Genomic DNA, 26856 nt, shown 5'->3' with positions numbered 1-26856 from the left:
CCAGAGGCGGATCAATCTTCGCGGTAGCGACGCAGTTTCAGCTGCTTGCCGGCAACGCGAGTGTCCTTCAGTTTGGTCAGGAGCTTGTCCAGACCATCTTCCGGCAGCTCGACGAGGCTGAAGCTGTCACGCACCTGGATGCGACCGATGGCTTCACGTGCCAGACCACCTTCGTTGAGGATGGCGCCCAGCAGGTTTTTCGCCGCGATACCGTCACGCGCGCCCAGCGCGGTACGGCAACGGGCACGGCCTTCGCCCAAAGGCATTGGCGCACGACGCTCGCGGTCACCACGTTCCGGACGATCACCGGAACGCTCAGGACGGTCGCCACGCGGTGCGCTGTTCGGCACCAGTGGACGTTCCTTCTCGATCGCTGCCAGGTTCAGCGCCTGACCATTGGTGGCCTTGCGCAGCAGAGCGGCAGCCAGGGCACGCGGGGTGCAACCGATGTCGGCGGTCAGGCGATCCAGCAGATCACCGTGAGTCGATTCGGCGTCAGCCACCAGCGGCGACAGGCTGTTGGTCAGTTTCTTGATGCGGGCATCGAGAACGGCCTGGGCGTCCGGCAGACGCACTTCGGCAACTTTCTGACCGGTCACACGCTCGATCACTTGCAGCATGCGGCGCTCACGCGGAGTCACCAGCAGCAGCGCGCGGCCTTCGCGACCGGCACGGCCGGTACGGCCGATACGGTGCACGTAGGATTCCGGATCGTACGGCATGTCCACGTTGAAAACGTGGGTGATGCGCGGAACGTCCAGACCACGGGCGGCAACGTCGGTCGCTACAACGATGTCCAGACGGCCATCTTTCAGCGAGTCGATGACGCGCTCACGCTGGTTCTGGGCGATGTCGCCGTTCAACGCGGCGGCTTTGTAGCCTTTGGCGTCGAGGGCGCTGGCCAGATCCAGGGTCGCTTGCTTGGTGCGCACGAACATGATCAGAGCGTCGAAATCTTCCACTTCCAGCAAGCTGAGAACGGCAGAAGTCTTCTGGTCAGCGTGAACCAACAGGTGAGCCTGTTCGATCGCGGTAACGGTCTGGGTCTTGCTCTGGATCTTCACGTGCTTTGGATCGCGCAGGTGACGCTCGGCGATGGCACGGATCGATTGCGGCAGGGTCGCCGAGAACAATACGGTCTGACGGGTTTCCGGCATGGCCTTGAAGATGACTTCGAGGTCGTCCATGAAGCCCAGTTTGAGCATTTCGTCTGCTTCGTCGAGAACCAGGTGGTTCACGGTCTGCAGTACTTTTTCGTCGCGACGCAGGTGGTCGCACAGACGGCCCGGAGTGGCGACAACGATCTGTGCGCCATTACGGATTGCTTTCAATTGTGGGCCCATCGGCGCGCCGCCGTAGACAGCCACAACAGTCACGCCCGGCATTTGCTTGGCGTAGGTTTCGAAAGCGGTTGCAACTTGTAGCGCCAACTCACGAGTTGGGGCCAGGATCAGAGCTTGCGGCTCGCGCTTGGACGGATCGATGCGGTGCAGGATAGGCAGGGCAAAGGCAGCGGTTTTACCGGTACCGGTTTGCGCCTGACCAATCATATCGTGACCGGCGAGGATGATCGGGATCGACTGCTGCTGAATGGCCGAAGGCTCTTCATAGCCGGTAGCGACTACTGCAGCGACAATATTGGGATGAAGTTCAAGAGCGGCGAAGCCGCCGATTTCCTGGGTCATGGGTCTGCCTCTAAGTGCATCCGCAAAGACCCATGCTCCAAAGCTGCACATGCCGTGTTGAGACTCAAGAGTCGCCCTGGCAGCTTTGTCGGCGGGGATTTGCGAAAACGAATGAATGAAAAAGAATCGTCAAGGAAGAGCCCGCAGTGCGGACGTGCAGCCGAAGCTGACTTCGGGGAATTGCGCTACCTAAACGCGGCCCGGTTAAAGGCCGGCGCGCACTATACCGGAATTTGCCCAAAAAGGGAGCTTTTTTTATCGGCGAAATACAGTTGTCACCGCTGTGTAACGGGGTTTTGCGGATAATCGGGCAAAGGTCTATTTTTCAAAGACCCCGGCCCTGCGGGCGATGGCGCTTAAACGATTCACCGACGTGCGGCATCTGGTCGCTGCACCTTTTCTTCCCCTGCGAGGAAACACCCATGAATCAGCCCTGCCCCGGCCGCGTGAGCCGTGCGCGCCACGGTCACGTGCATTTGATCGGCCTGGACCGCGCCGCCAAGCGCAATGCCTTCGACCTCGACCTGCTCAACGACCTGGCCCTGGCCTACGGTGAATTCGAGGCCGACAGCGACGCACGGGTGGCGGTGCTGTTCGGGCATGGCGAGCATTTCACCGCCGGGCTCGATCTGGTCAACGCCAGTTCCGCCCTCGCCCAGGGCTGGCAGGTGCCGCCCGGTGGTTGCGATCCATGGGGCGTGTTCGTCGGGCCACGGGTCAGCAAACCGGTGATCGTCGCGGCGCAGGGTTATTGCCTGACCATCGGCATCGAATTGATGCTCGCCGCCGACATCAACCTGTGCGCGAGCAACACTCGGTTCGCCCAGATGGAAGTGCAGCGCGGGATCTTTCCGTTCGGCGGCGCGACGTTACGCTTTCATCAGGTCGCCGGCTGGGGCAATGCGATGCGCTGGCTGCTGACCGGCGACGAGTTTGATGCCCATGATGCGTTGCGCCTGGGTCTGGTGCAGGAAGTCATGGCCAGCGAAGACTTGCTGCCACGCGCCATCGAATTGGCCGAGCGAATCGCCCGACAGGCGCCGTTGGGCGTGCAGGCGACGCTGATGTCGGCGCGTCAGGCGCGCTATGAAGGTGAAACTGCGGCGGCTAAGAGCTTGCCGCCGCTGGTGAAGAAGTTGCTGGCCACTGAAGACGCCAAGGAAGGTGTGCGCTCGCTGGTGGAGCGCAGGCCCGGCGTTTTCAAAGGCCTTTGAAGATCAGGTCGCCGGACGGATGCAGTTGATCAACGTCTGCAACGAGTAACCCAGCTTCGGCGCCAGCGCTTCAGCCCGGGCGGTCAGCGCCTGCATGTCCAGCACCTGATCAAGATCCGCCGGCACGATCAGAATGACGTTGCCCTCCTTCACCGGCAGTTCCCAGTAATGCCGGTGATAGAGGCCACGCAGCAGCGCCGCGCCCAACGGTTTGCCGTCATCAGTGGCCCATTGGTTGATCACCAGCCAGCCGCCAGGATTCAGACGCTTCTGACAGTCACCGAGGAAATTCCACGCAAGGTGCCCGGCGCCGGGGCCGACATCGGTGTACAGATCAACGAAGATCAGATCCGCCGGCTCAGCCGTCGGCAGCAGTTCGAGGGCATCGCCGACGCGGATGTACAGCCGTGGATCGTCATCCAGCCCGAGGTATTCGATGGCCAGACGCGGTACGTCCGGGCGCAGCTCGATGGCTTCGACATCTTCCAGCGGCAGGAACTTGAGGCAGGCCTGGGTCAACGTCCCCGCGCCCAGCCCGAGGAACAGCGCACTCTCCGGTTGCTCATGGCACAGCGCGCCGATCAGCATCGCCCGGGTGTAGTCGTACTCCAGCCAGCTCGGGTCGGCGGTAAACACGCAGCTTTGCTCGATCGCATCGCCGAACTCCAGAAAGCGGTAGTCGGCCACTTCCAGCACGCGAATCACGCCGAACTCATCCTGTACCTCGGCGAGCAACAGCTCGACGCGCTCCTCAGTCATTTCGTCTCCTGGTGGTCACCGGGCGCGGTGACGCGATGGCACCGCTATGGTGCCGTGGCAAAGCGGCGATTGTCGGCGAAGCGGCGGGAGCAGGTCACGCACTAATTGCTGCTAACATGGCCGTCCGTGCGTAGAACCTTAGAGACCGTGATGAGCCAACCCTGGAGCCCTGACAGCTGGCGCGCCCTGCCGATCCAGCAACAACCCCAATACCCCGACGCCGCGCATCTGCGCCAGGTCGAGCAGACGCTGGCCAGCTACCCGCCGCTGGTGTTTGCCGGCGAAGCACGCGAGCTGCGTCGTCAGTTTGCCGAAGTCACCCAGGGCCGGGCGTTCCTGCTGCAGGGCGGCGACTGCGCGGAAAGCTTCGCCGAGTTCTCCGCCGCGAAGATCCGCGACACCTTTAAAGTGTTGCTGCAGATGGCAATCGTCATGACCTTCGCTGCCGGCTGCCCGGTGGTCAAGGTCGGGCGCATGGCCGGCCAGTTCGCCAAGCCGCGCTCGGCCAACGACGAGACCATCGACGGCGTGACCTTGCCGGCCTACAGGGGTGACATCGTCAACGGCATCGGTTTCGACTCGGCCAGCCGCGTACCGGATCCGGAGCGTCTGCTGCAGTCCTATCACCAGTCCACCGCCACCCTCAACCTGCTGCGCGCCTTCGCCCAGGGCGGTTTTGCCGACCTGCATCAGGTGCACAAGTGGAACCTCGATTTCATCGCCAACTCGGCGCTGGCCGAGAAGTACAGCCACCTCGCCGATCGCATCGATGAGACCTTGGCGTTCATGCGTGCCTGCGGCATGGACAGCTCGCCGCAATTGCGCGAAACCAGTTTCTTCACCGCCCACGAAGCGCTGCTGCTGAACTACGAAGAAGCCTTCGTGCGCCGCGACAGCCTGACCAACGATTACTACGATTGCTCGGCGCACATGCTGTGGATCGGCGACCGCACCCGTCAGCTCGACGGCGCCCACGTCGAATTCCTGCGCGGGGTGAACAACCCGATCGGGGTGAAAGTCGGCCCGAGCATGAACCCCGACGACCTGATCCGCCTGATCGACGTGCTCAACCCGGACAACGATCCGGGCCGCCTCAACCTGATCGCACGGATGGGTGCGAACAAGGTCGGCGATCACCTGCCGGCGCTGATCCGCGCGGTGCAGCGCGAAGGCAAGCAGGTGCTGTGGAGTTCCGACCCGATGCACGGCAACACCATCAAGGCCAGCAGCGGCTACAAGACCCGCGACTTCGCGCAGATTCTTGGCGAGGTGAAGCAGTTCTTCCAGGTTCACGAAGCGGAGGGCAGCTACGCCGGCGGTATCCACATCGAAATGACCGGGCAGAACGTTACCGAGTGCATCGGTGGCGCGCGGCCAATCACTGAAGATGGCTTGTCGGATCGCTATCACACTCACTGCGACCCACGGATGAATGCCGATCAGTCGCTGGAACTGGCGTTCTTGATTGCCGAGACGCTGAAACAGGTCAAACGCTAAATCGCGATGACGTTGGCTCGGTCGTTTTCGACTTGAGCCAACGCCACCCGCAATCGCCCCGCACTTTCCCGCTGACAATTGAGCTGCACGTGCTCAAGCCCCAACCAGTCCGCCATGCGCCGCAGGTTCAGCGCCAGCGCCAGCATCCCCGCCTCGTCCAGCCCCGTTTCTTCCTCGTGCACCGCATGCACGGCCAGTCGCCCCGCCGCTCGTTCGGCGCGCAGGTCAACCCGCGCGGCAATCCGTTCGTTGTGCAGGAACGGCAACACGTAATAGCCGTAGACCCGTTTGTCCTGCGGCGTGTAAATCTCCAGCCGATAGCGGAAATCGAACAGCCGCTCGGTCCGGCTGCGCTCCCAGATCAGGGAGTCGAACGGCGACAGCAATGCACTGGCCTCGACCTTGCGCGGGATTTTCGGCTCGGGCAGACAATAAGCAATCTGGCGCCAACCGGCGACTTCGCAGGTCAGCAGTTGCCCGTCCTCGACCAGTTCGGCCAGACGAGGGCGGGCATCAGAGGGATTCAGGCGGAAGTAATCACGCAGGTCTTTTTCCGTGCCGACACCCAGCGCCTGCGCTGCATGCAATAACAAACCGCGCTGCGCCTCGGCCTCATCGGGCAATGGCCGTTGCAGCACGGAAGCCGGAATCACCCGCTCGGGCAAGTCATACAAACGCTCGAAACCACGGCGTCCGGCGACGGTGACTTCGCCAGCGGCAAACAGCCATTCCAAGGCGTGCTTTTCCGCGCTCCAGTCCCACCATGGCCCGGCCTTTTCCTCGCGGGTCGACAGGCTGCCGGCGCCCAGTGCGCCCTGCTTTTCGACCGACGCCAGCACCCGGCGAATGGTGTCCTGCTGCTCGCGACCGAACCGCGCCAGTTGCTGATAGATGTCTTCACCACGTCTGGCCCGCTGCATGCGCCAGCCCATCAGCGGGTACATCGACAGCGGCAGCAACGACGCCTCATGGCCCCAGTATTCGAACAGCGAACGACGACGCCCCGAACTCCAGGCAGCCTGGTCGAGCAAGTCAGCAGAGTAGGAACCAAGACGGGAGAACAGCGGCAGGTAGTGCGAGCGCACCACGGCATTGACGGAGTCGATCTGCAACAGGCCGAGGCGTTCGATCAGCCGGTTGACGTGCATCGCCTTGACAGCCGGCGGCTGGCGCCCGTGAAACCCTTGGGCAGCCAGTGCCAGACGTCGAGCCTGTTTAAGGGAAAAGGACAATGTCGCGGGCATGTGTTCCTCCATGTCTGCTCGCAACCTACCTCACCTGAAAGTGGTTTGTGTAGCAATGGCCTCATCATTTATGCATCGGATCATCCCAGAACGGCCGCACCGACTCATGTTCGACATCGGCACGGCTGACCCCGATGTCCTTCAACGCTTCGTCGCTCAGACTGGCAAGCAACTCGCGTTCGCGGTGAAGTTCGTACCAGCGACTAAACTTGTGCAGCAAATCGGTAATCAGATGGACCGGCACTCTGTCATCGCTCACATAGACTTTTTGACCTTTCATCGTGTTGCCCTCCTTTAGGGATGGCTCAAGTCTCGCGCCGGCGCTACGATCAATCCAACGAATGTTTCTGATGGCATGCATCACGGAGATTCATCAATTGTCGGCATATCCCAGTATCGATACCGATGTCCTGCGCACCTTTGTCGCGATTGCCGATCAGGGCGGTTTTACCCGTGCCGGCGAAATGGTCAACCGCACCCAATCGGCGGTGAGCATGCAGATGAAGCGTCTGGAAGAGGACGTGTTGCAGCGCCAGTTGTTCGAGCGCGACGGGCGTCAGGTGCGCCTCACCGCCGAAGGCCAGGTGTTGCTCGGCTACGCGCGGCGCATCCTGAAACTGCACAGCGAAGTGTTCAATACCCTGCGCGAGCCGCACATGGTCGGCACGGTGCGGATCGGTACGCCGGACGATTACGTGATGCGGTTTCTGCCGGGGATCCTGTCGCGCTTCGCCCAGTTCTATCCTTTGATCCAGATCGAAGTGCATTGCGAGTCGACCAAACAATTGCTGCAGCGCACGGATCTGGATCTGTCGATCGTCACCCGCGAGCCGGGCAACGAGATTGGCCAGTTGCTGCGCAAGGAGCGTTTCGTCTGGGCCGAGGCGCAGAATTTCAGTGCCCACGAGCAGACGCCGTTGCCGCTGGCGATGTTCAACAGTGATTGCTTCTGCCGCCTGTGGGCGTGCAATGCGCTGGACGCGATGGGCCGCGAATACCGGATCGCCTACAACAGCACCAGCCTGTCGGCGCTGATGGCAGTGGTGAGCGCGGGTCTGGCGATCACCGCGCAACTGGAAAGCCTGATCACCCCGGATCTGCGCATTCTCGGCGCCGCCGAAGATCTGCCGCTGTTGCCCGAGGCCAGCATCATGCTGATCCGCAACCTCAACAATCCCTCGCCGATCACCGAATGCCTGGCCGAGCACATCGTCGAAGGCTTCAAACTTTAAAGGCGAGCATCACCGCGCACAGCACCAGGAACCCGCAGAACAGCCCGCGCAGGAGTTTTTCCGGCATCGCGTGGGCCACTTTCACGCCCCAGCTGATGCTGGCCAGACCGCCAATGGCCAGCGGCAGGCCGATCATCCAGTCCACTTCGTGGTGCACCGCGTACGTCACCAGCGTGACGCCGGTGCTCGGCAACGCCAGCGCCAGCGACAGGCCTTGGGCAACCACCTGAGTGGTGCCGAACAGGCTGGTCAGCACCGGCGTCGCCACCACCGCCCCACCGACACCGAACAAGCCGCCCATGGTGCCCGACGCCGCGCCGAGCACGCCCAGCCACGGCCATGAATAACGCATCTCGGAAGTCGCTGCCGGACGCGCGCCAAACATGCGCACCAGGTTGTAGGCCGACAACGCCACGAGGAACGCGACAAAGCCGATGCGCATGGTTTGCGCGTCGATGCCCACGGCCCAGATCGAGCCGATCCACGCGAAACAGAATCCCATCACCGCCAACGGCATTGCATGCCGGAGCTCAATGCGATTGCGCTGATGATAACGCCACAGCGCCAGCATCACGTTCGGCACCACCATCACCAGCGCCGTGCCTTGGGCGATCTGCTGATCGAGCCCGAACCACACGCCCAGCAGCGGAATGGCGATCAAGCCACCACCGATGCCGAAGATCCCACCCAGCGTGCCGAGGGCGGCGCCAAACAACAGGTACAGCAAAAACTCGATCACAGCAGAATTCCTCAAACGTCAGGCGACTCATCCTACGCAGTCGACGCTGGCACGGAAACGCACAGCAACGCACAATGGCTGTGCCAAATCCGCATAGGCACTGAACTGATTCATGAATCCCAATCAATTGACCGAACAACTCGGGCTGTTTCTCGATGTGCTGGAAAGTGGCAGTTTCTCCGCCGCCTCACGCCGACATCCGCTGACGCCGTCCGCCGTTGCCCGGCGTATCGACAGTCTGGAAAGCGCTGTCGGCAGCCAGTTGTTCATCCGCAGCACTCACGCGGTGCGCGCCACGCCGGCGGGTCTGGCGTTTGCCGAACGGGCGCGACGGATCGTTGCCGAGCTGCAACTGGCCCGGGCGGAAGCGGTGTCCCTGAGCAGCGCGCCGGAGGGTCTGATTCGGGTGGATGCGCCGGCGGCATTCGGGCGCCGGCATCTGGCGCCAGTGATTGCCGATTTTCTGGTGCTGTATCCGGGGCTCGACGTGCAGCTGCATCTGATCGACAGCTTCGTGGACATGGACGGTTCGAACCTGGGCAAGGTCGATCTGGTATTGCGCGCCGGGCAGATGGCCGACACCCGGCTGGTCGCCACACCGTTGGCGAGCATGGTGCGCATCGCCTGCGCCAGCCCCGATTATCTCAAGCGCCGAGGCGTGCCGAGCGAGCCAGCGCAATTGAGTGAACATGACGGTCTGGATTGGGACGGTCTTGCCCCGCCCTTCGCCTGGCGCTTCGAACAGGACGGGCAGATGCAATTGCATCGTCCGGCGCGGGTGCGCATGAGCGCCAACAACGCCGAGGCGCTGGTTTGCGGTGCGCTCGCGGGACTCGGGATCGCGCATCTGCCGACCTGGCTGGCCAGCGAATACCTGCTGCGCGGCGAGTTGCTGCCGCTGTTCTGTGAAAACGGCCTGCCAAAACCGGAGAGCACCGGCATCTACGCGCTGCGGCTGGAGCAACAGGCCAGCTCCCGCAGTCGCTTGCTGCTGGAATACCTCAAGACCCGGTTCAGCCCCGTGCCGCCGTGGGATCTGGCCCTGCAGCGGGAACTGGGCCGGCACTGACCGATTCGCCACCGGGCACAATTGTCTGGCGCATTAAAGATTCGAGCGCTAGATTCAACTGCATCACCGTTCAAGGCACTGACATGACCACCGACCGCGACACCTCCGATCACTGCGAAGAGCTGCTGCTCGACAATCAGGCCTGCTTCGCCCTGCATTCCACTTCGCTGATGATGACCAAGGTCTACAAGCCGCTGCTGCAAGCGCTTGGCCTGACGTATCCGCAATACCTGGCGATGATGGTGCTGTGGGAGAAGGATGGTTTAACCGTCGGAGAAATCAGCACGCGCCTGCTGACCGATCCGGGTTCGCTGACCCCGCTGCTCAAACGTCTGGAAGGTGAAGGCTTGCTCAGCCGAACCCGCAGCCGGGAAGATGAGCGCGTGGTGATCGTTGAACTGACGGCCCAAGGACACGCCTTGAAAGACAAGGCCCGAACCGTTCCGCAGTGCATTCTGGGGGCCAGCGGCTTCACCCTGGAACGTCTGCAAAATCTGCAAGCCGAGTTGCAGGCCTTGCGTGGTCATTTGCAGGACAGTCTCGCTTAAAACTCCCCCTTTCCTGTGGGCGCAGCCTTGCGCCTGCAGGCTAATCGCACCTTCCCCGCTGATCCCCGAAAATTTTTTTCCTCTCGTTTCACACTAAAAAAACCTTCTATATCAAAAGCTTGGGATCACGACCCTACCCGATCCAAGTGACCATTCGCGCGTTCTTCAAAAAATTTATCTTGCGCGCTAAATATTAGCGAAGTACATTTACTTCGCACCTAGTTAGCGCGCAAACAATTAGCGCAACGAACCACACTCAATGAGGCTCACACTATGCAAACTCTCTACACCGCAATCGCAACCTCCACTGGCGGCCGTGACGGTCGTGCGATCTCCAGCGACAACATCCTCGACGTCAAACTCGCCACCCCGAAAGAACTCGGCGGTGCCGGCGGCGCAGCTACCAACCCTGAGCAACTGTTCGCCGCCGGCTACTCGGCCTGCTTCATCGGTGCCCTGAAATTCGTCGCCAGCCAGACCAAACGCAAAATTCCGGACGACGCCTCGATCACCGCTCACGTCGGCATCGGCCAGATTCCTGGCGGTTTCGGTCTGGACATCGACCTGCACATCAGTCTGCCAGGCCTGGAACAGGCAGACGCACAAAGCCTGGTCGACGCTGCCCACCAGGTCTGCCCGTACTCCAACGCCACTCGCGGCAACGTTGATGTGCGTCTGCACGTCACCGTGTAATCACTGACACTCAGGCCCGTACAGGAAATGAACATGAACACTTTCAGCAAAGTCTTGACCGGTACCCTTCTCGCCCTGTCCATCCACAGCGCATTTGCCGGGGAGGTTGAACACAACACCCAGGCGTTTCTCGATGTGCTGAATGCCGGCACCGGCAAACCGATGGAACAGATGACGCCCAAGGATGCCCGCGCCGTGCTGACGGGCGCGCAGTCCGGGGTCAAACTGACGCTGCCCAAAGCGGACGTCAGCGAGAAGACCATCCAGGTCGATGGCCAACCGTTGAGCCTGACCATCGTCCGGCCGGCCGGGGTCAAGGGCGAGCTGCCGGTGTTCATGTTCTTCCACGGCGGCGGCTGGGTACTGGGGGATTTCCCGACCCACGAACGTCTGGTGCGGGATCTGGTGGTCGGCTCGGGTGCGGCGGCGGTGTTCGTCAACTACACCCCTTCGCCGGAAGCGCATTACCCGGTGGCGATCAACCAGGCTTACGCCGCGACCAAATGGGTGGCCGAACACGGTAAAGAGATCAACGTCGACGGCAAGCGTCTGGCGGTGGCGGGCAACAGCGTTGGCGGCAACATGGCGGCAGTCGTCGCCCTGATGGCCAAAGACAAAGGCACTCCGGCAATCAAATTCCAAGTGCTGCTGTGGCCGGTGACCGATGCCAATTTCGACACCGGTTCGTATAACCAGTACGCCGAGGGGCACTTCCTCACTCGCAACATGATGAAGTGGTTCTGGGACAACTACACCACCGACGCCAACCAGCGGAACGAGATCTACGCCTCGCCGCTGCGGGCCACCACCGCGCAATTGAAGGGTCTGCCGCCAGCGCTGGTGCAGACCGCCGGAGCCGACGTGCTGCGTGACGAAGGTGAAGCCTACGCCCGCAAACTCGACGAAGCCGGCGTGCCGGTGACCTCCGTGCGCTACAACGGCATGATCCACGACTACGGTTTGCTCAACGTGGTCAGCCAGGTGCCGGCGGTGCGTTCGGCGATGCTGCAGGCCTCGGAGGAGCTGAAACAGCACCTGAAGAAGTAATTTTCATCAGGCACAAAAAAGCCCGACTCAATGGTCGGGCTTTTTCTTTCCGCAAAAAGCAGTGCTTATTTGGCACGGCCTTTGTAGGAACCGCCTTCGCGGGTATCGATCTCGATCATGTCGCCGATTTCGATGAAGTCAGCAACCGACAGCTCGGTACCGTTCTTCAGTTTGGCAGGCTTCATCACCTTGCCGGAAGTGTCGCCGCGAGCGGAACCTTCGGTGTAGTCAACCTGACGCACGATGGTGGTCGGCAGCTCTACGGAAACCAGACGGCCTTCGAAGAATACGGCTTCGCAAACGTCGGTCATGCCTTCTTCCACGAATGGCAGAACGCTTTCGATGTCTTCGGCGTTCAGCTCGTACATGGTGTAGTCGGTGGTGTCCATGAACGTGTAGGAGTCACCGCTGATGAAGGACAGGGTCGCTTCTTTGCGATCCAGGATCACGTCGTCCAGTTTGTCGTCCGCACCGTAAACGGTTTCGGTCTTGTAACCGGTCAGCAGGTTCTTCAGCTTGGTCTTCATGATCGCGCTGTTACGGCCCGATTTGGTGAATTCAGCTTTCTGAACCAGCCAAGGATCGTTGTCGATACGGATCACGGTACCGGGTTTGAGTTCTTTACCAGTTTTCATTGCGAATATCCGAATTTGGATGGGATTTACAAAAATCTAGGCCGCGTATCATATCCAATTTCGGTAAAACTGTACCAGCGCCGTCGCAAGATCCTCCTGCAAGGCCTGTTCCAGACACCACGCGCGGGCATTTTCCTGCAGTTCGGGCCAGTGTTTGCGGGCCTCAAGCCAGTGGTCGCCGATAGGCTGCCCGGCACTCCAGGCACGCCAGAGACCGTTCATCGCCTCGGCGGCAACGGGCGAAAGACCTTTTGTGTAGAGCGCAAGGAAGGCGTCGAGCTTGTCGAGATGGATGTCTTCGTCCTGCTGATAGATGTGCCACAACATCGGCCGCCCCGCCCATTGCGCCCGGACAAACGAGTCCTCGCCGCGCACCGCGTTGAAATCGCAGCACCAGAGCAATTGATCGTATTGATCCTGCCGGACGAACGGCAGCACCTGCACGGTCAGCGCTTGACGAACATGCTTCGCCCCGACCGCCAGCGACTCGACCCCGAGCCAACTGGCGACATCGCCGAGAATCCGTCCTTCCGGCACCAGCAGATGAGTGGGCATCGAGTCAGCGGCGAGCACATCCAGCCAACTGGCGAGTCCCGCATTCTCGTAGGCAAACAGCGAAATCAGTTGCGCACCGGGCGCAGGAATGATCCCCAGACCTTGCAGGAATTGTCGCTGCGCCTCGGGGTCCTGCTGAAACTGCTGACGCCGCTCCAGCAAACCGCTTTCACGCAACAGGCCGCCGGTGCCCGGCTGGAATCCCGGAAAGAAAAAGTACTTCTGCACCGACTTGTATTTCACCGACGGCAGTCCGTGGCAACCGACCACCCAGTCTTCGGCGCTGAGATAGTCGAGGTTCATCCACAACGGCGGTTTTTCCCGAGCGGCCATGGCGTCCATGTAGACGCTCGGCAACTGGCAGGCAAACGCGGCGATCACCACCTCGGCCGCCTCCGCTTCCTGCCATTCGGTCGGCCAGTGCCGGACTTCGACGCCCTGCTGCCATTGCTGATCGAGGCCGATGTCGATTTCGGGGCAGATGCGCTCGAAGGCGCGCAGGTCATCGACCCACAGCCGCACCGTCATTGCCTGCTCGCTGACCAGTTGCCGGGCCAGACGCCAGGTCACGCCGATGTCGCCGTAGTTGTCGACGACCGTACAAAAAATGTCCCAGCGGGTTTTCGGTTGCGGCATTCAAGGCTCCCGTTGGCAAAAGCGCCGATTGTCCGCATAAATGTCTCCATGCAGAAGAGCCGACGGCAATTAATCTTCGTGCGACAATCGCCACTCGCCCGCATTCATCCGCCAGGAGGCAGCCATGCCCTATCGTCCCAACCCGCGTCGCCCCTTGCCTGTTCAGCTTAGCGCGCTGCAATTGACCGGCAGCATTGCCCTGGGTCTGTGGCTGGGTTTCCTGGCCATTGCACTGACTTGCTGGCTCGCCTCACTACTCTTCAGCCGTCAGTTGCAGCCAGTGGCGGAAGCGGTGCAACAACTGAGCAAGCCTCCGGTAGCCGCCCAGCCGCAGCCAGAACCTGAGCCACAAAACCGCCTGTTCGAACAGTACGAAGAAAACCTGCGCAAAAACGAGCAACAGGCACGTCTGGATCAAGCGCGTGGCAGCACACGTAATCTGTCGAATCCCAAATGCCAGTTCTGGCTACAACAGGATCAGACGGCCCCGAGCGAAAAAAGCCGCGCCAATGTCCTGCAATTCTGCGATTGATCATGAATAAACAGATTGTTCACCAACTGATTCTCGACAAGCTGCGCGTCGATCTCGACATCGCCGAGCGCGCGGCGCAAACCGCCTACGAAACCGCGACCCACGAAGAGAACATCGCCGAAAACAAGTACGACACCCTGGGTCTTGAGGCGTCGTACCTGGCGGCGGGCCAGGCGAAACGGGTCGAGGAAATTCGTCAGTCATTGGCGCTGTGCCAGAACCTGACGCTGCGCGCGTATGACGATCAGCGGGGGATTGAAATCGGCGCCCTGCTCGGTCTGGAAGACGAAAAGGGTCGTGAACAATGGCTGTTTCTGGCGCCGGATGCGGCAGGTTTGAAGGTCGACGTGGTGGGTCAGCCGATTACCGTCATCACCCCGCGCTCGCCGCTGGGCAAAAGCCTGCTGGGCAAATTCGAGGGTGACGAGGTAGAGATTCTGGTGGCAGGCACCCGGCAACAGTTTGCTGTCACCGAGGTGCTGTAGACAGGGGCTTAGTGAACCGGCAGTTCGACGCCTTCGAACAGTTCTTCCAGTTCCTGCTTGTTGTGGCACTGAATGGCCTTGGCCATGACTTCGCGGGTCAGGTGCGGCGCGAACTTCTCGATGAAGTCGCACATGAAGCCGCGCAGGAAAGTACCGCGACGGAAACCGATCTTGGTCACGCTGGACTCGAACAGTTCGCTGGCATCGAGCACCACCAGATCGTTATCCAGTTTGGTGTCGACCGCCATTTTCGCCACGATGCCAACGCCCAGGCCCAGACGCACGTAGGTTTTGATCACGTCGGCGTCGGCCGCGGTGAACACCACTTTCGGCGTCAGGCCGCGATGGCTGAAGGCTTCGTCGAGTTTCGAACGGCCGGTGAAACCGAACACGTAAGTCACGATCGGGTATTCGGCCAGCGCTTCGAGGGTCAGCTTCGGCAACTTGGTCAGCGGGTGGCCCTGAGGCACAACTACGCAACGGTTCCAGCGGTAGCACGGCATCATCACCAGATCGCCGAACAGCTCCAGCGCTTCGGTGGCGATGGCGAAATCGACGGTGCCGTCAGCGGCCATCTCGGCGATCTGCATCGGCGAACCCTGGTGCATGTGCAGCGCCACGTCCGGGTATTGCTTGATGAAATTGCTGATCACCGGCGGCAGCGCATAACGTGCCTGGGTGTGGGTGGTGGCGATCGACAGGGTGCCTTTCTTCTCGTTGGAGAATTCCTGGGCGATCTGCTTGATGCTTTCGACCTTGCGCAGAATCTCGCCGGCGGTGGTGATGATGCGCTCGCCGGCTGGGGTGACGCGGGTCAGGTGCTTGCCGCTGCGGGCGAACACTTCGACGCCCAGTTCGTCTTCCAGCAGGCGGATCTGTTTACTGATGCCCGGTTGCGAGGTGTAGAGGCTTTGGGCTGTAGCGGAAACGTTGAGGTCGTGGTGCGCCACTTCCCAGATGTAGCGCAATTGTTGAAGCTTCATATGAATCCCTCAAAGCAGGTAGACGCCACGGGCATCAGCGACGGTATATAACTATATTAATGGTTTGAAGAATAAATCTAGAACTTTTTTATCAAAGTGCCATTATTCCTGCCTCAGCGATCCTCCCGACGCCGACGCTCCACCAGCGGCACCAGATAAACCGGCACCTTGGACAATTGCAGCAGCCGGGCCGCCGTTCGCCCCAAAGGTGTTTCCGCCCCGACCCCGTGGCTGTGACTTCCTACGATCAGCAAATCGACGGAGAGTTTCTGTACCTGATCGAGAATCACCTGTGACGGATCGCCCTGCAGCACCCGCACCGCGCGTATCCGCTGCAAGTCCTGCTCGCCCTCGTCCCCCAGTTCTTCACGAAAACTGTCGAGCACCCGCTGCTCGATATTGGCGATGACGGTTTTCAGACCCTGACTGTGAAATTCGTTCAACGCCTGTTCGTCGAGATAGCTCTGCAACACCGATTCGGCAAACAGCCCCATGGGTTCCACCGCGTGCACCACGTACAGATCGGCATTGAACGTTCGCGCCATTGCCAGGGCATGCTGCATCACTAACGGTGCGTACAGACCGAGGTCAGTGGCATACAGCATCGAACGAATCATATGACCTCCTCGCGTGCCAACATGGCGGAGATTTGATTCAGCTTAGCAGTGCCTTGACGACTACGGCGTGCGACGCAACGTCTTGAACCACGTGGGCTTTAGACCGCCGGTTCGTTGCTGATGCCGTGGGGCACGTGACCGGTCGCCACGACTTCCCGGGCCAGCTCGCAGTGGCCGGCCTGATCGTCGAAAAACACGTCGGCGGCGAAGGCTTCGAGGAACGCCGATTTGGTCAGGCCACCGAGAAACAGCGACTCGTCCAGACGAATGTCCCACTCGCGCAGTGTGCGGATCACCCGCTCATGGGCCGGCGCCGAACGCGCAGTGACCAGCGCGGTGCGGATCGGGCACTCCTCATCGGAGAACTCGCGCTGCAACAGATTGAGCGCCGCGAGAAAGCCCTTGAATGGCCCGCCGCGCAACGGTTCGCGAGCGGATTCACGCTCCTTGGCCTGGAAGGCTTCGAGGCCACCGGATTGATAGACGCGCTCCGATTCGTCGGAAAACAGCACGGCGTCACCGTCGAAGGCGATGCGCAACTCATCGCTGGCCGCACGACTGGCGCCGCCGGACAGAATGGTCGCCGCCGCGAAACCGGCATCCAGCGCAGCGCGCACATCTTCGGCATGGGTGGAGAGAAACAGATCGCAACCAAAGGCCTTCAGATACGGATAAGGACTGCGCCCGCCGACGAACGCCGCGCGGGAAATCGCCAGGCCGTAATGACCAATGGAGTTGAAGACGCGCAGGCCGGTATCAGCACTGTTGCGCGACACCAGAATCACCTCGACCCGGGCGCGGCCGAGGCGACTGTTGAGGTTGAGCAGTTTTTCCACCAGCGGAAAGGCATCGCCCGGCGCGAGGATTTCGTCTTCGTGATCGATCTGATATTGACGGTATGCTTCGACGCCACTCGACTCATACACCTTGTGGCTTTCGCTCAGGTCGAACAGGGCACGGGACGAGATCGCCAGCACCAGTTTGTCATCGATGTTCTTGGCCATGCCTTTCCCCCAGTGCGACCGGTTTAAACGTTACGCCGGTCGATAAAGCTCAATGTGCGATACAACGATTCGATTCGCGGCAACTCGCAGCCTGCCGCTTTTGCCGCCGCCAAAGGACGAGCGTAGATCGCCTCGAGCTCCAGCGGTCGCTTGTGCAAAAAGTCGTGGTACATACTCGGCCAATAGTCGGGCATTTTCTCGGTCATCATGAACAGGTATTCGGCGTAACCGGGCGGCATGTCGTGACCGCAGGCCTTGGCGCCCTGCACCACTTCAGCCATCAGCGCCTGAATCAGTGCGCGGCTGTCAGTGTCGGCCATCAACGGCGTGGTGCCGGCACCGAGCAACACCGAAAGCCCGTTGTAGGGAATGTTCCAAACCAGTTTCTGCCAGCGCGCCTGATGCAGGTTCGGCATCGCCTGGGAATCGAGACCGGCGGCGCGGAACAGGCCGGCGCCCTCTCCGACGATTGCCATGCGCGCCGCATCATCCGGTGCCGGACCGCTGTGGTAACCGACGTTCACCGCCCCCAGCGCCTGATGGGTGATCTGCCCCGGCCCTTCGCGGTGGACGCAGATCAGGCACAAACCGCCCAGCAAATGCAGGGAGTCGGGCAACAACGCACGCAAGCTGTCTTCGACGTCGAGGCCGTTTTGCAGCACCAGCACTTTCGCGTCGGGTTTCGCCGCCTGAATGATCGACGGTGCCAGCCCGGCATTGCTGGTGGTCTTGGCGCCGACCAGCAGCCAGTCGCAGGGCGGCATGTCTTCTGCCGACGAATAGGCCTGCACCGGGTTCAGCGTCAAGGCGCCATGCACGGCGCTGTCCACCTGCAAGCCGCCCTCGGCGACTGCGGAAAATTCACTGCGCAACAGAAAGTGCACATCGAATCCGGCCCGGGCCAGCATCACCCCGTAAAACCCTCCGATGGCGCCGGTGCCGATAATCCCCACCACCGGTTTGTTCACTGCTCCCATCACGGCAACTCCTCTGCAATTCGACCCAGCGCCTGCGCCACGGCTGCGTTCAGCTCATCGACATTCAGGCGCGTGTGCACTGCCCCAAAGAACTCGCCGTCGCGCACCACAAACAGCGCCGGCAAATGAAAGACCTGATAACGCTCGACCAGTCCGCCGTTGTCGCCGGCATCGATCCAGCACACGCGATCGACGGCCAGATCGAGCCCCGGCAACACTTCGCGGGCATAGCGGCAACTGGCGCAGCCGACGCTGGTGAAAATCACCAGCGAAACGCCGTTCATCGCCAGCAGCCGTTGGTCGGCGTCAAAATCGGTCAGCTGCGATTCGACCACTATACTGGGGGAAACAATGTCAAATGGCCGACACAGGGAGTCTGTGCTCATGGGACGGTTTATTCCTCATCCGGATGATGTGCCCGTTGAACTGACCTTGCTCACACCGGAGTGTATTTCGCGTCAACGGCTGCACACTATCAGCCTCGGCGGCATCGCTTGCAATTACCACCGTGCCTGGCGCCATGGCACCGCCTTGCAGGTGCGCATGCCGACCATCAATGCCGATTTCGCCTATCCGGGCTATGTGGCCTGGTGCCTGCGTCGCAAAAAAGGTTATCTGGTCGGCATTGCATTCACTGATGAGCAGACGCTGTTCAGCGCGCGAATGGGTGAGCAGGTGTGTCAGATCGAGCGCTATTGCCGAATCAACGATGCCCACGATGACCTGCAGGATATCCAGGCGCGAGCCCTGCAATGGGTCGAACAACACGCCGAAGAGTTCTCCCACGACAGCGTTCGCAAGGCTTTCGCGTAACCATAGCTGGACTGAACAGTTACTTGCCCATTGTCTAGCAGGCGTCTAACGCGATAAGGTTCGGCTCCCCGACGCGCTTAAATCCGCTGTGCTCCGCCGCGCGGGGATCGCTGGCGGCCGGCACCCGTGACCTGACGAGTAAACGATGGCTGATTTACCGATCAACGACCTGAACGTCGCTTCCAACGAGACCCTGATCACTCCCGATCAGCTCAAGCGTGATATCCCTCTGAGCGACGCTGCCCTGCGCACCGTCACCAAGGGTCGCGAGGTCATCCGCAACATTCTCGATGGCACCGACCATCGTCTGTTCGTGGTGATCGGCCCCTGCTCGATCCACGACATCAAGGCTGCCCACGAATATGCCGATCGCCTGAAGGTGCTGGCGGCAGAAGTCTCGGACACCCTGTATCTGGTCATGCGCGTGTATTTCGAAAAGCCACGGACCACCGTCGGCTGGAAAGGCCTGATCAACGACCCGTACCTGGATGACTCGTTCAAGATCCAGGACGGTCTGCACATCGGTCGCCAGTTGCTGCTGGACCTGGCCGAGAAAGGCCTGCCGACCGCGACCGAAGCCCTCGACCCGATCTCCCCGCAGTATCTGCAGGACCTGATCAGCTGGTCGGCCATCGGCGCACGCACCACCGAATCCCAGACCCACCGAGAAATGGCTTCCGGCCTGTCCTCGGCGGTCGGTTTCAAGAACGGCACCGACGGCGGCCTGACCGTGGCGATCAACGCCTTGCAGTCGGTTTCCAGCCCGCACCGTTTCCTGGGTATCAATCAGGAAGGTGGCGTGTCGATCGTCACCACCAAGGGCAACGCCTACGGTCACGTGGTGCTGCGCGGTGGCAACGGCAAGCCGAACTACGATTCGGTCAGCGTCGCCCTGTGCGAGCAGGCGCTGAACAAGGCCAAGATCAAGCCGAACATCATGGTCGATTGCAGCCACGCCAACTCCAACAAGGATCCGGCCCTGCAACCGCTGGTGATGGAGAACGTCGCCAACCAGATTCTCGAAGGCAACCAGTCGATCATCGGCCTGATGGTCGAGAGTCACCTGAACTGGGGCTGCCAGGCGATCCCGAAAGACCTCGCCGACCTGCAATACGGCGTGTCGATCACCGATGCCTGCATCGACTGGTCCGCTACCGAAAACACCTTGCGCAGCATGCACGCCAAGCTCAAGGATGTCCTGCCGAAACGTCAGCGCGGCTGACAGCCGTTTCGCAGGCATAAAAAACGCCGGGCATTGCCCGGCGTTTTTGTGTGTGCGGTGAGGTCAGTCAGATCTTGGCGGTGCGCCGCTGGTGACGCTCCATGTAGCGCTCCACGTAGGAGCACGATGGAATGACCGTGTAGCCCATTTCATCGGCGTACTGCAACGCCCGTTCGGTCAGGGCTGCCGCGATGCCTCGGCCACGCAACGCGTTGGGCACGAAGGTGCGGTAGATATCCAGGGTCTGTTTCCCCAGATCCATATAGGTCAGGTAGGCACGATGACCGTCCACATTGGTCTCGAACTGATGACCAGCCTGGTCATGGTGGATGGACAACGCCTCGCTCATCACTACTCCTCGCGGGTCTCGAATTCTGACCCCTACCTTACCGATGTTTTCCCGGCGAAGGAACATCTACGCCACCCCGTGCCTGATGGACACCGAGAAGAACTGCACCGATCTCGCGCAACCCGAGCACGTATCAAATAGTAGGCACCATTGGCGAAAATGCTCAAGGTACGCTCGTCATCACGCAGATTGACGGGGGGCAGTTCCGGTGGACTCAGGGCGGGTTCGGGAGACAATCTTCCCGAGCCAAAAGGCTGAACATCGCCGGATGTTGAGACTTAAGACGAGCCCCCCGTTTTAAAGTCACCTCAACATGGACAAAGATATGCGAGGCGCTGCGCAAATTCGCAACAAAAGTGTGGACGAATCCATATAGACGCACTTTAGCCGTTACCTGCAAAACAGCGCACGACAACGGGAACTTTTTCTCAATAACTCGCTCATCTCGCGCCTTACAGCTGGATATTTTTTATACAGCCCAGTTAAAAGTTGCTCGAAAAAGAATCAACGCCTACAATTTTTTTTGCTTCTTGCCTCACGTCAGTTTACTTACTACAAGTAATGGGTAGTATGTACGCCGGCTATTTCCTCAATCGGAGGAGACAGCCACTTAATTGAAAGTCCTTGAAGGGGAACACGATGAACAACGTTCTGAAATTCTCTGCTCTGGCTCTGGCCGCAGTTCTGGCTACCGGTTGCAGCAGCGCATCGAAAGAAACCGAAGCACGTCTGACCGCTACTGAAGACGCAGCTGCTCGCTCCCAGGCTCGTGCAGACGAAGCTTACCGTAAAGCTGATGAAGCTCTGGCTGCTGCTCAAAAAGCACAACAGACTGCTGACGAAGCTAACGAGCGTGCTCTGCGCATGCTGGAAAAAGCTAGCCGCAAGTAATAGTCCTTCGGGATTGTTATCAAGCCGACCCATTTTTTGGGTCGGCTTTTTTGTGCCTGCAGTTTTCTGCGGGCAATAAAAAACCCGCCGCTGCGCAAGCCTCGGCGGGTTTTGTCTTTCAGCTTATTGCTGCAGGTCGATCGGTGCGCTAGAGACCATCGGCGCCGAGGTGCTCGGCGTGCCGATTTCGGTTGGCAGGCCATCTTCGGCCGCCACCACATCACGCACCACATCCCAGTCCATGCGCAGGTTGTTGGTGATGTCTTCACGCTTGAGCATCGCGTTGATCACGGCGGTGTGCTTGTCGACCACCGACGGGTTGCCCTTGTCGTCGATCGGCGTGTGCGCTTCCAGGTAGATCTTGCCGCCACTGCGACCGAACTTGTACGCGTCGTTGAGGATTCGTACCGAAGTCCCCACCGGCACCATGCCGGCCATTTCCAGCACGTTGTTGTTGAACATGCGGAAGCAGCCGTGGCTGGTGCGCATGCCGATGCCGAACTTCTTGTTCGAACCGTGGATCAGGTAGCCCGGCGTGCCCAGGGTGAACTTGAACGGCCCCAGCGGGTTGTCAGGACCGGCCGGCACCACGTTCGGCAGCGGATCACCGTCGGCAGCGTGCTCGGCCTTGATCGAGGCAGGCGGCGTCCAGGTCGGATTCGGCGTCTTGGCGGTGATCGTGGTGTGCGCGATCGGCGAGCCCCAGCCTTCACGGCCGATACCCAGCGGGAAGGTGTACACCACGTTCCGGCCTTTCGGGTAGTAGTAGAGGCGGTATTCGGCCAGGTTGATCACGATGCCTTCGCGCGGGCCCGGTGGCAGGATGAAGCGGGTCGGCAGGACCACTTCGGTGCCGGCGCCCGGCAACCAGGCATCGACGCCCGGGTTGGCCGCGACCATTTCCGAATAGCCCAGATCGTAGGTGGTGCCCAGATCGGCAAAGGTGTCTTCGTACTTGGCCTTGATCACCTGCACCTGGCCGATGATGTCTTCACCGGGTGGTGGCAGGGGAAACTCCAGTGCAGCAACGGGACCGGCCACACACAGGGCGGCAAGAGACAGGCAGCGGGTGACGGCAGGAAAACGCGGCAACATCCGGAGAATCCTTCGCAAGATCGACAAGGGTAATAAGAACGCGATTGTACACCGCGTCCAGAGAATTCGGGGAGATGCGCCGATGGGCTGGCAAACTCTTCATGATTGAAGCTGCCGCCCGCCCGGACTGCATTCGGAAGATGCCTGCGCTTAAAGCTCGAATCGCAACTCGGGCCAGATCGGCGAGGTGCCGCGCTTCTGCGATTCGAGGATCGCCCGGCACAGCGAACACAGGCGCTGATCCTGGAACACCCGACGATCCACGCTCGACCAGCGCGGTTGCGCCGGCAGCAGACTGCCGCACAGGGTTCGGTCAGCCGAGCCACCGAGCTCCAGTTGACGGGTCACCAGATGCACTCGCACTTCCTGGCAGGCGAACAGATCCAGCTGTTCGTCAGGCTCGATCAGTTGGTAGGCGAACAGGGACCAGGCAGAACGCGGCATCGGGGGCTCCAAATTAGGGGGCGCCACATTAGCCGAAAGCCTGCCGCTAGAAAAGCCTCATAACAGCGGTTTTAGCGTCGGCCAGACATTTTCCAGCAACTTGCCCTGAGCCCCCGCCGCCGGGTGCAGACCGTCGGCCTGCATCAGGTCCGGATGCCCGCCCACTCCGTCGAGGAAAAACGGCACCAGCGGGATTTTTTTCTCCTCGGCGAGCTTGCCGTAGACCTCGGCAAAGGCATCCGTGTAACGCTTGCCGTAGTTGGGTGGCAACTGCATGCCGAGCAACAACACCTTGGCACCGCTCTGGCGGGAGCTGTCGATCATCGAAGCAAGATTTTGTTGCAATTGCGTCGGCGGCATTCCGCGCAGGCCATCGTTGCCGCCCAATTCGAGGATCACCAGTTCCGGTTTGTGCTCTGCAAGCAGCGCAGGCAGCCGCGCCTGGCCTCCGGCACTGGTGTCGCCACTGATGGATGCATTGACCACTTTGTCGTCAAAACCTTCGGTCTTGAGCCGCTGTTCGAGCAACGACACCCACCCCAGCCGGGTATCCAGTCCGAAACCGGCGCTGATACTATCGCCAACGATCAGGACTGTACCCGCCGCTGCGTTCTGGGCCATGCACATCAAGGCCAGGCCAGCACTCAAAAACCACACACGCATCGGATTCTCCATGTGCGCAAGCATTCTCACCGCGAAGAACCTTAGCAAAGTGGTTCCCAGCGCGGAAGGTGAACTGACCATCCTGCACGAACTCAGCCTGGAACTGAACAAGGGCGACAGCCTGGCCATCGTCGGCGCGTCCGGTTCCGGCAAATCCACCCTGCTCGGTCTGCTTGCGGGCCTTGACCTGCCGAGCAGCGGCGAAGTAACGCTCGCCGGGCAAGGCCTGAGCAATCTCGACGAAGACCAGCGCGCGCGCATTCGCGCCGAACACGTAGGCTTCGTCTTTCAGTCGTTCCAGCTGCTGGACAGCCTCAACGCGCTGGAAAACGTCATGCTGCCGCTGGAGCTCGACGGCCGCAAAGACGCTCGAAGCCGCGCCACCGAATTGCTGCAACGGGTCGGCCTTGGCCAGCGCCTGACTCACTCGCCACGCCAGCTCTCCGGTGGTGAGCAGCAGCGCGTCGCGATTGCCCGGGCGTTCGCCGCCGAGCCGGACGTGCTGTTCGCCGACGAACCCACCGGCAACCTCGACAGCCACACCGGCGAGCGCATCAGCGACTTGCTGTTCGAATTGAACAAGGAACGCGGCACCACCCTGGTGCTGGTGACCCACGACGAACGCCTGGCCCATCGTTGCCGGCGTCTGATCCGTCTTGAAGCCGGCCTGTTGGTCGCCCCTCTGGAGCCTTGATGGCACGTCTGCCGCTGTTGCGTCTGTTCAGTCTCGCCCTGCGCCAACTGATGCGCGATGCCCGCGCCGGTGAACTGCGGGTACTGTTTTTCGCCTTGGTCGTGGCAGTCGCGGCGAGTACCGCGATCGGCTATTTCGGTGCCCGTCTCAACGGCGCGATGATGCTGCGCGCCACCGAGTTTTTAGGCGCCGACCTGTCGCTCGAAGGCAGTTCGCCGGCCCGGCTGGAACAGATCCGGAGCGGCACCGAGCTGCGTCTGGATCATGCGCAGGTGGTGGAGTTTTCCAGCGTCATCGCCACGGACAACGGCATTCAGCTCTCCAGCATCAAAGCGGTCGACCGCGCCTATCCGCTGCGCGGCGAGCTGAAAAGCGCTCTCGCCCCTTACGCGACAGAAGAAACGGGAGGCGAGCCGCAGCCCGGTGAAGCCTGGGTCGAAGCGCGCCTGCTGACGGCGCTGGACCTGAAGATCGGCGACAGCATCGACGTCGGCATGAAGACGTTGAAACTGACGCGAGTGCTGACCTACGAACCGGACCGCGCCGGCAACTTCTACAGCCTGACGCCACGGGTGCTGATCAACCTCGACGACCTCGCCGCGACCGGCGTGGTGCAACCCGGCAGCCGGGTGAGTTACCGCGAACTGTGGCGCGGAGAGCCGCAGGCGCTGGAAACCTATCGCCAGCTAATCAAACCGGGACTCGCCGCCAACCAGCGGATTCAGGATGCCCGGGATGGCAACCGGCAGATCGGCGGTGCACTGGGCAAGGCCGAACGCTATCTGAACATGGCCAGTCTGGTTGCCGTGCTTCTGGCCGGTGTCGCGGTGGCGCTATCGGCGAACCGCTTCGCCAGCCGGCGTTTCGATGCCAGCGCCCTGCTGCGTTGCCTGGGCTTGTCGCGCCGGGAAACCTTGGTGCTGTTCAGTCTGCAACTGACGGTGCTCGGCCTGCTCGCCAGCCTCAGCGGCGCCCTGCTCGGCTGGCTCGCGCAATTGGGATTGTTCGCGCTGCTGCATGATCTGCTACCGACCGACGTACCGCCGGGTGCCTTGTTGCCGGCACTGGCCGGAATCGGCACCGGGCTGGTGGCGCTGGCCGGTTTCGCCCTGCCACCGCTCGCCGCGCTGGGCCGCGTGCCGCCGCTGCGGGTATTGCGTCGGGACATGCTGCCGATTCCATCGAGCACCTGGATGGTCTATGGCGCGGCACTCGGCGCGCTCGGGTTGATCATGTGGCGCCTGAGTCTGGACCTGCTGCTGACGTTCGCCCTGCTCGGCGGCGGTGTGGTCGCCGCGCTGGTGCTCGGCGGCTTGCTGCTGTTGCTGCTGCAAAGCCTGCGTCGCCTGCTTGCGCGCGCGTCCTTGCCGTGGCGTCTCGGGCTGGGTCAGTTGTTGCGCCATCCTTTGGCGGCGGCTGGCCAGTCATTGGCCTTCGGGCTGATTCTGCTGTCCATGGCGTTGATTGCACTGCTGCGCGGTGAACTGCTCGACACCTGGCAAAACCAGTTGCCGAAGAACGCACCCAACTATTTCGCCCTGAACATCCTGCCGGCCGACAAACAGGCCTTCACCGATCACCTGATCAATGTCTCGGCCCAGGCCGCGCCGTTGTATCCGGTGGTACCGGGACGGCTGATCAGCATCAATGGCGAAGCGGTGCAGCAGATCGTCAGCAAGGATTCGGCCGGCGACCGCGCGATCCAGCGCGACCTGAGCCTGACCTGGGCGGCGGATCTGCCGGCGGGCAACAAGATCACCGCCGGTTCGTGGTGGACCGGGCAACCTTCGGATGACGTTCCGGGCGTTTCGGTGGAAGGCAAGGTGGCCGAGAGTCTCAAGCTCAAACTCGGCGATCACATGGTGTTCAGCGTCGGCGGGGTCAATCGCGAAGCGAAGGTCACCAGTTTGCGGGAGATCAACTGGGACAACTTCCAGCCGAACTTCTTCATGATCTTCCAGCCCGGCACCCTGAAGGATCTGCCGGCGACCTACCTGACAAGCTTCTATCTGGCACCCGGTCACGATCAGCAGATTGTCGAGCTGTCCCGAGCATTCCCGGCAGTGACCATCCTGCAGGTCGAAGCCTTGCTCGAACAGCTGCGCAGCATCCTTGCCCAGGTCACCCTGGCGGTGGAGTATGTGTTGTTGTTTGTGTTGGCGGCGGGGATGGCGGTGCTGTTTTCCGGTTTGCAGGCAACCCTGGATGAGCGCATTCGCCAGGGTGCGCTGTTGCGTGCGCTGGGGGCCGAGCGGCAGTTGCTGATCAAGGCGCGACGGATCGAGTTCGGCTTGCTCGGCGCGGTCAGCGGATTGCTCGCGGCGATCGGTTCGGAAGTGGTGAGTCTGGTGCTGTATCGCTTTGCCTTCGACCTGCCATGGCATCCCCATCCGTGGTTGCTGCTGTTGCCGTTGATCGGCGCGGCGCTGATCGGTGGCGCCGGGGTGTTCGGCACGCGGCGTGCGCTGAACGCCAGCCCGCTGACAGTGTTACGCGAGGGTTGATAGACTCCAGCCGTCTTAATCACAAGAAGT

Annotated in this window: 30 protein-coding genes; 14 read left to right on the top strand and 16 right to left on the bottom strand. The window is 61.2% G+C overall.

Annotation, left to right across the window (positions count from 1 at the left end; translation table 11 throughout):
- Positions 1 to 11: 11 nt before the first annotated feature.
- The gene (locus AC07XZ_RS11800; RefSeq protein WP_085744967.1) at positions 12 to 1685 is read right to left on the bottom strand and encodes a DEAD/DEAH box helicase; all 1674 of its coding nucleotides are present in this window, start codon (positions 1683 to 1685) and stop codon (positions 12 to 14) included.
- 422 nt (positions 1686 to 2107) lie between these two features.
- Between AC07XZ_RS11800 and AC07XZ_RS11795 the strand changes: the two genes are divergently transcribed.
- Complete coding sequence (locus AC07XZ_RS11795) at positions 2108 to 2899, top strand: crotonase/enoyl-CoA hydratase family protein (protein ID WP_085744968.1); 792 nt, start codon at positions 2108 to 2110, stop codon at positions 2897 to 2899.
- Between the two features lie 3 nt (positions 2900 to 2902).
- Here the strand turns inward: AC07XZ_RS11795 and AC07XZ_RS11790 are convergent, their stop codons facing one another.
- On the bottom strand, positions 2903 to 3658 hold the full coding sequence (locus AC07XZ_RS11790) for a spermidine synthase (protein ID WP_007955705.1): 756 nt from the start codon (positions 3656 to 3658) through the stop codon (positions 2903 to 2905).
- A 150-nt stretch (positions 3659 to 3808) separates the two neighbouring features.
- Between AC07XZ_RS11790 and AC07XZ_RS11785 the strand changes: the two genes are divergently transcribed.
- Positions 3809 to 5155, top strand: coding sequence for a class II 3-deoxy-7-phosphoheptulonate synthase (locus AC07XZ_RS11785; RefSeq protein ID WP_007955704.1), 1347 nt, complete (start codon positions 3809 to 3811; stop codon positions 5153 to 5155).
- Here AC07XZ_RS11785 and AC07XZ_RS11780 read toward each other — a convergent pair.
- A complete protein-coding gene (locus tag AC07XZ_RS11780) occupies positions 5152 to 6399 on the bottom strand; it encodes a winged helix-turn-helix domain-containing protein (RefSeq protein ID WP_102686457.1) in 1248 nt (415 codons plus the stop codon). The genes AC07XZ_RS11785 and AC07XZ_RS11780 overlap by 4 nt on opposite strands.
- A 64-nt stretch (positions 6400 to 6463) precedes the next feature.
- The gene (locus tag AC07XZ_RS11775) at positions 6464 to 6679 is read right to left on the bottom strand and encodes a DUF1127 domain-containing protein (protein ID WP_085744970.1); all 216 of its coding nucleotides are present in this window, start codon (positions 6677 to 6679) and stop codon (positions 6464 to 6466) included.
- Positions 6680 to 6776: 97 nt separating this feature from the next.
- Between AC07XZ_RS11775 and AC07XZ_RS11770 the strand changes: the two genes are divergently transcribed.
- Complete coding sequence (locus tag AC07XZ_RS11770; protein ID WP_007955701.1) at positions 6777 to 7631, top strand: LysR substrate-binding domain-containing protein; 855 nt, start codon at positions 6777 to 6779, stop codon at positions 7629 to 7631.
- Here the strand turns inward: AC07XZ_RS11770 and AC07XZ_RS11765 are convergent.
- Complete coding sequence (locus AC07XZ_RS11765; RefSeq protein ID WP_102686458.1) at positions 7621 to 8370, bottom strand: sulfite exporter TauE/SafE family protein; 750 nt, start codon at positions 8368 to 8370, stop codon at positions 7621 to 7623. The two genes, AC07XZ_RS11770 and AC07XZ_RS11765, sit on opposite strands and share 11 nt — an antisense overlap.
- Positions 8371 to 8482: 112 nt before the next feature.
- Here AC07XZ_RS11765 and AC07XZ_RS11760 point away from each other — a divergent pair, with 112 nt between their 5' ends.
- The 4 genes from AC07XZ_RS11760 to AC07XZ_RS11745 all read left to right on the top strand — a co-directional run bounded on the left by AC07XZ_RS11760 (position 8483) and on the right by AC07XZ_RS11745 (position 11727).
- Positions 8483 to 9439, top strand: coding sequence for a LysR family transcriptional regulator (locus tag AC07XZ_RS11760; RefSeq protein ID WP_011335300.1), 957 nt, complete (start codon positions 8483 to 8485; stop codon positions 9437 to 9439).
- Between the two features lie 83 nt (positions 9440 to 9522).
- The gene (locus AC07XZ_RS11755; protein ID WP_085744972.1) at positions 9523 to 9987 is read left to right on the top strand and encodes a MarR family winged helix-turn-helix transcriptional regulator; all 465 of its coding nucleotides are present in this window, start codon (positions 9523 to 9525) and stop codon (positions 9985 to 9987) included.
- 273 nt (positions 9988 to 10260) lie between these two features.
- Positions 10261 to 10680 (top strand): organic hydroperoxide resistance protein, encoded by a 420-nt coding sequence (locus AC07XZ_RS11750; RefSeq protein ID WP_034155242.1) that lies wholly within the window; start codon positions 10261 to 10263, stop codon positions 10678 to 10680.
- 33 nt (positions 10681 to 10713) lie between these two features.
- Entirely contained in the window at positions 10714 to 11727 is a 1014-nt protein-coding gene (locus AC07XZ_RS11745) for an alpha/beta hydrolase (RefSeq protein ID WP_085647565.1), read from the top strand.
- Between the two features lie 65 nt (positions 11728 to 11792).
- On the opposite strand, the gene AC07XZ_RS11740 is transcribed toward AC07XZ_RS11745, so the two are convergent.
- A complete protein-coding gene (locus AC07XZ_RS11740; protein ID WP_007955690.1) occupies positions 11793 to 12362 on the bottom strand; it encodes an elongation factor P in 570 nt (189 codons plus the stop codon).
- Positions 12363 to 12410: 48 nt separating this feature from the next.
- Entirely contained in the window at positions 12411 to 13553 is a 1143-nt protein-coding gene (gene earP, locus AC07XZ_RS11735; protein WP_102686459.1) for an elongation factor P maturation arginine rhamnosyltransferase EarP, read from the bottom strand.
- 124 nt (positions 13554 to 13677) lie between these two features.
- On the opposite strand from earP, the gene AC07XZ_RS11730 reads away from it, so the two are divergent.
- Both AC07XZ_RS11730 and AC07XZ_RS11725 read left to right on the top strand, forming a co-directional pair.
- A complete protein-coding gene (locus AC07XZ_RS11730) occupies positions 13678 to 14085 on the top strand; it encodes a hypothetical protein (RefSeq protein WP_039770468.1) in 408 nt (135 codons plus the stop codon).
- Between the two features lie 2 nt (positions 14086 to 14087).
- Positions 14088 to 14570 (top strand): GreA/GreB family elongation factor, encoded by a 483-nt coding sequence (locus AC07XZ_RS11725; RefSeq protein WP_085744974.1) that lies wholly within the window; start codon positions 14088 to 14090, stop codon positions 14568 to 14570.
- A gap of 8 nt (positions 14571 to 14578) precedes the next feature.
- Here AC07XZ_RS11725 and cysB read toward each other — a convergent pair whose 3' ends face one another.
- The 5 genes from cysB to AC07XZ_RS11700 all read right to left on the bottom strand — a co-directional run bounded on the left by cysB (position 14579) and on the right by AC07XZ_RS11700 (position 18537).
- Positions 14579 to 15553: an HTH-type transcriptional regulator CysB gene (gene cysB, locus AC07XZ_RS11720; protein WP_007955684.1), complete on the bottom strand. Its 975-nt coding sequence runs from the start codon at positions 15551 to 15553 to the stop codon at positions 14579 to 14581.
- Between the two features lie 113 nt (positions 15554 to 15666).
- Positions 15667 to 16170: a universal stress protein gene (locus tag AC07XZ_RS11715; protein ID WP_007955683.1), complete on the bottom strand. Its 504-nt coding sequence runs from the start codon at positions 16168 to 16170 to the stop codon at positions 15667 to 15669.
- Positions 16171 to 16268: 98 nt separating this feature from the next.
- Positions 16269 to 17174: a 5'-nucleotidase gene (locus AC07XZ_RS11710; protein WP_007955682.1), complete on the bottom strand. Its 906-nt coding sequence runs from the start codon at positions 17172 to 17174 to the stop codon at positions 16269 to 16271.
- A gap of 23 nt (positions 17175 to 17197) precedes the next feature.
- Positions 17198 to 18154, bottom strand: a complete 957-nt coding sequence (locus AC07XZ_RS11705; RefSeq protein ID WP_173892740.1) for a putative 2-dehydropantoate 2-reductase — start codon at positions 18152 to 18154, stop codon at positions 17198 to 17200.
- Positions 18151 to 18537 (bottom strand): thioredoxin family protein, encoded by a 387-nt coding sequence (locus AC07XZ_RS11700; protein ID WP_085744977.1) that lies wholly within the window; start codon positions 18535 to 18537, stop codon positions 18151 to 18153. The genes AC07XZ_RS11705 and AC07XZ_RS11700 overlap by 4 nt, the downstream gene beginning before the upstream one ends.
- Between AC07XZ_RS11700 and AC07XZ_RS11695 the strand changes: the two genes are divergently transcribed.
- Together AC07XZ_RS11695 and AC07XZ_RS11690 are read left to right on the top strand one after the other, a co-directional pair.
- Positions 18536 to 18964 carry a PilZ domain-containing protein gene (locus AC07XZ_RS11695; protein WP_007955677.1) on the top strand — a complete coding sequence of 143 codons (429 nt, stop codon included), beginning with the start codon at positions 18536 to 18538 and terminating at the stop codon, positions 18962 to 18964. The genes AC07XZ_RS11700 and AC07XZ_RS11695 overlap by 2 nt on opposite strands.
- Positions 18965 to 19109: 145 nt before the next feature.
- Positions 19110 to 20186: a 3-deoxy-7-phosphoheptulonate synthase gene (locus AC07XZ_RS11690; protein WP_011335309.1), complete on the top strand. Its 1077-nt coding sequence runs from the start codon at positions 19110 to 19112 to the stop codon at positions 20184 to 20186.
- A 67-nt stretch (positions 20187 to 20253) separates the two neighbouring features.
- Here the strand turns inward: AC07XZ_RS11690 and AC07XZ_RS11685 are convergent, their stop codons facing one another.
- The gene (locus AC07XZ_RS11685) at positions 20254 to 20535 is read right to left on the bottom strand and encodes a GNAT family N-acetyltransferase (RefSeq protein WP_007955658.1); all 282 of its coding nucleotides are present in this window, start codon (positions 20533 to 20535) and stop codon (positions 20254 to 20256) included.
- Between the two features lie 639 nt (positions 20536 to 21174).
- On the opposite strand from AC07XZ_RS11685, the gene oprI reads away from it, so the two are divergent.
- Positions 21175 to 21426: an outer membrane lipoprotei OprI gene (gene oprI, locus AC07XZ_RS11680; RefSeq protein ID WP_003183784.1), complete on the top strand. Its 252-nt coding sequence runs from the start codon at positions 21175 to 21177 to the stop codon at positions 21424 to 21426.
- 123 nt (positions 21427 to 21549) lie between these two features.
- Here the strand turns inward: oprI and AC07XZ_RS11675 are convergent, their stop codons facing one another.
- From AC07XZ_RS11675 to AC07XZ_RS11665, 3 genes are all read right to left on the bottom strand, one after another.
- Positions 21550 to 22521 (bottom strand): L,D-transpeptidase family protein, encoded by a 972-nt coding sequence (locus AC07XZ_RS11675; protein ID WP_102686461.1) that lies wholly within the window; start codon positions 22519 to 22521, stop codon positions 21550 to 21552.
- Between the two features lie 150 nt (positions 22522 to 22671).
- On the bottom strand, positions 22672 to 22965 hold the full coding sequence (locus tag AC07XZ_RS11670; RefSeq protein ID WP_007955656.1) for a hypothetical protein: 294 nt from the start codon (positions 22963 to 22965) through the stop codon (positions 22672 to 22674).
- A 57-nt stretch (positions 22966 to 23022) separates the two neighbouring features.
- Positions 23023 to 23628 carry an arylesterase gene (locus AC07XZ_RS11665; RefSeq protein WP_007955652.1) on the bottom strand — a complete coding sequence of 202 codons (606 nt, stop codon included), beginning with the start codon at positions 23626 to 23628 and terminating at the stop codon, positions 23023 to 23025.
- A gap of 10 nt (positions 23629 to 23638) precedes the next feature.
- On the opposite strand from AC07XZ_RS11665, the gene AC07XZ_RS11660 reads away from it, so the two are divergent.
- Positions 23639 to 24322 carry an ABC transporter ATP-binding protein gene (locus AC07XZ_RS11660; RefSeq protein WP_102686462.1) on the top strand — a complete coding sequence of 228 codons (684 nt, stop codon included), beginning with the start codon at positions 23639 to 23641 and terminating at the stop codon, positions 24320 to 24322.
- On the top strand, positions 24322 to 26826 hold the full coding sequence (locus AC07XZ_RS11655) for an ABC transporter permease (protein ID WP_102686463.1): 2505 nt from the start codon (positions 24322 to 24324) through the stop codon (positions 26824 to 26826). The genes AC07XZ_RS11660 and AC07XZ_RS11655 overlap by 1 nt, the downstream gene beginning before the upstream one ends.
- The last annotated feature ends 30 nt before the right edge of the window (positions 26827 to 26856 follow it).

The organism is Pseudomonas sp. GW458-11-26-14-LB4 (assembly GCF_059423925.1).
This window is presented reverse-complemented; position numbering and strand designations above follow the sequence as displayed.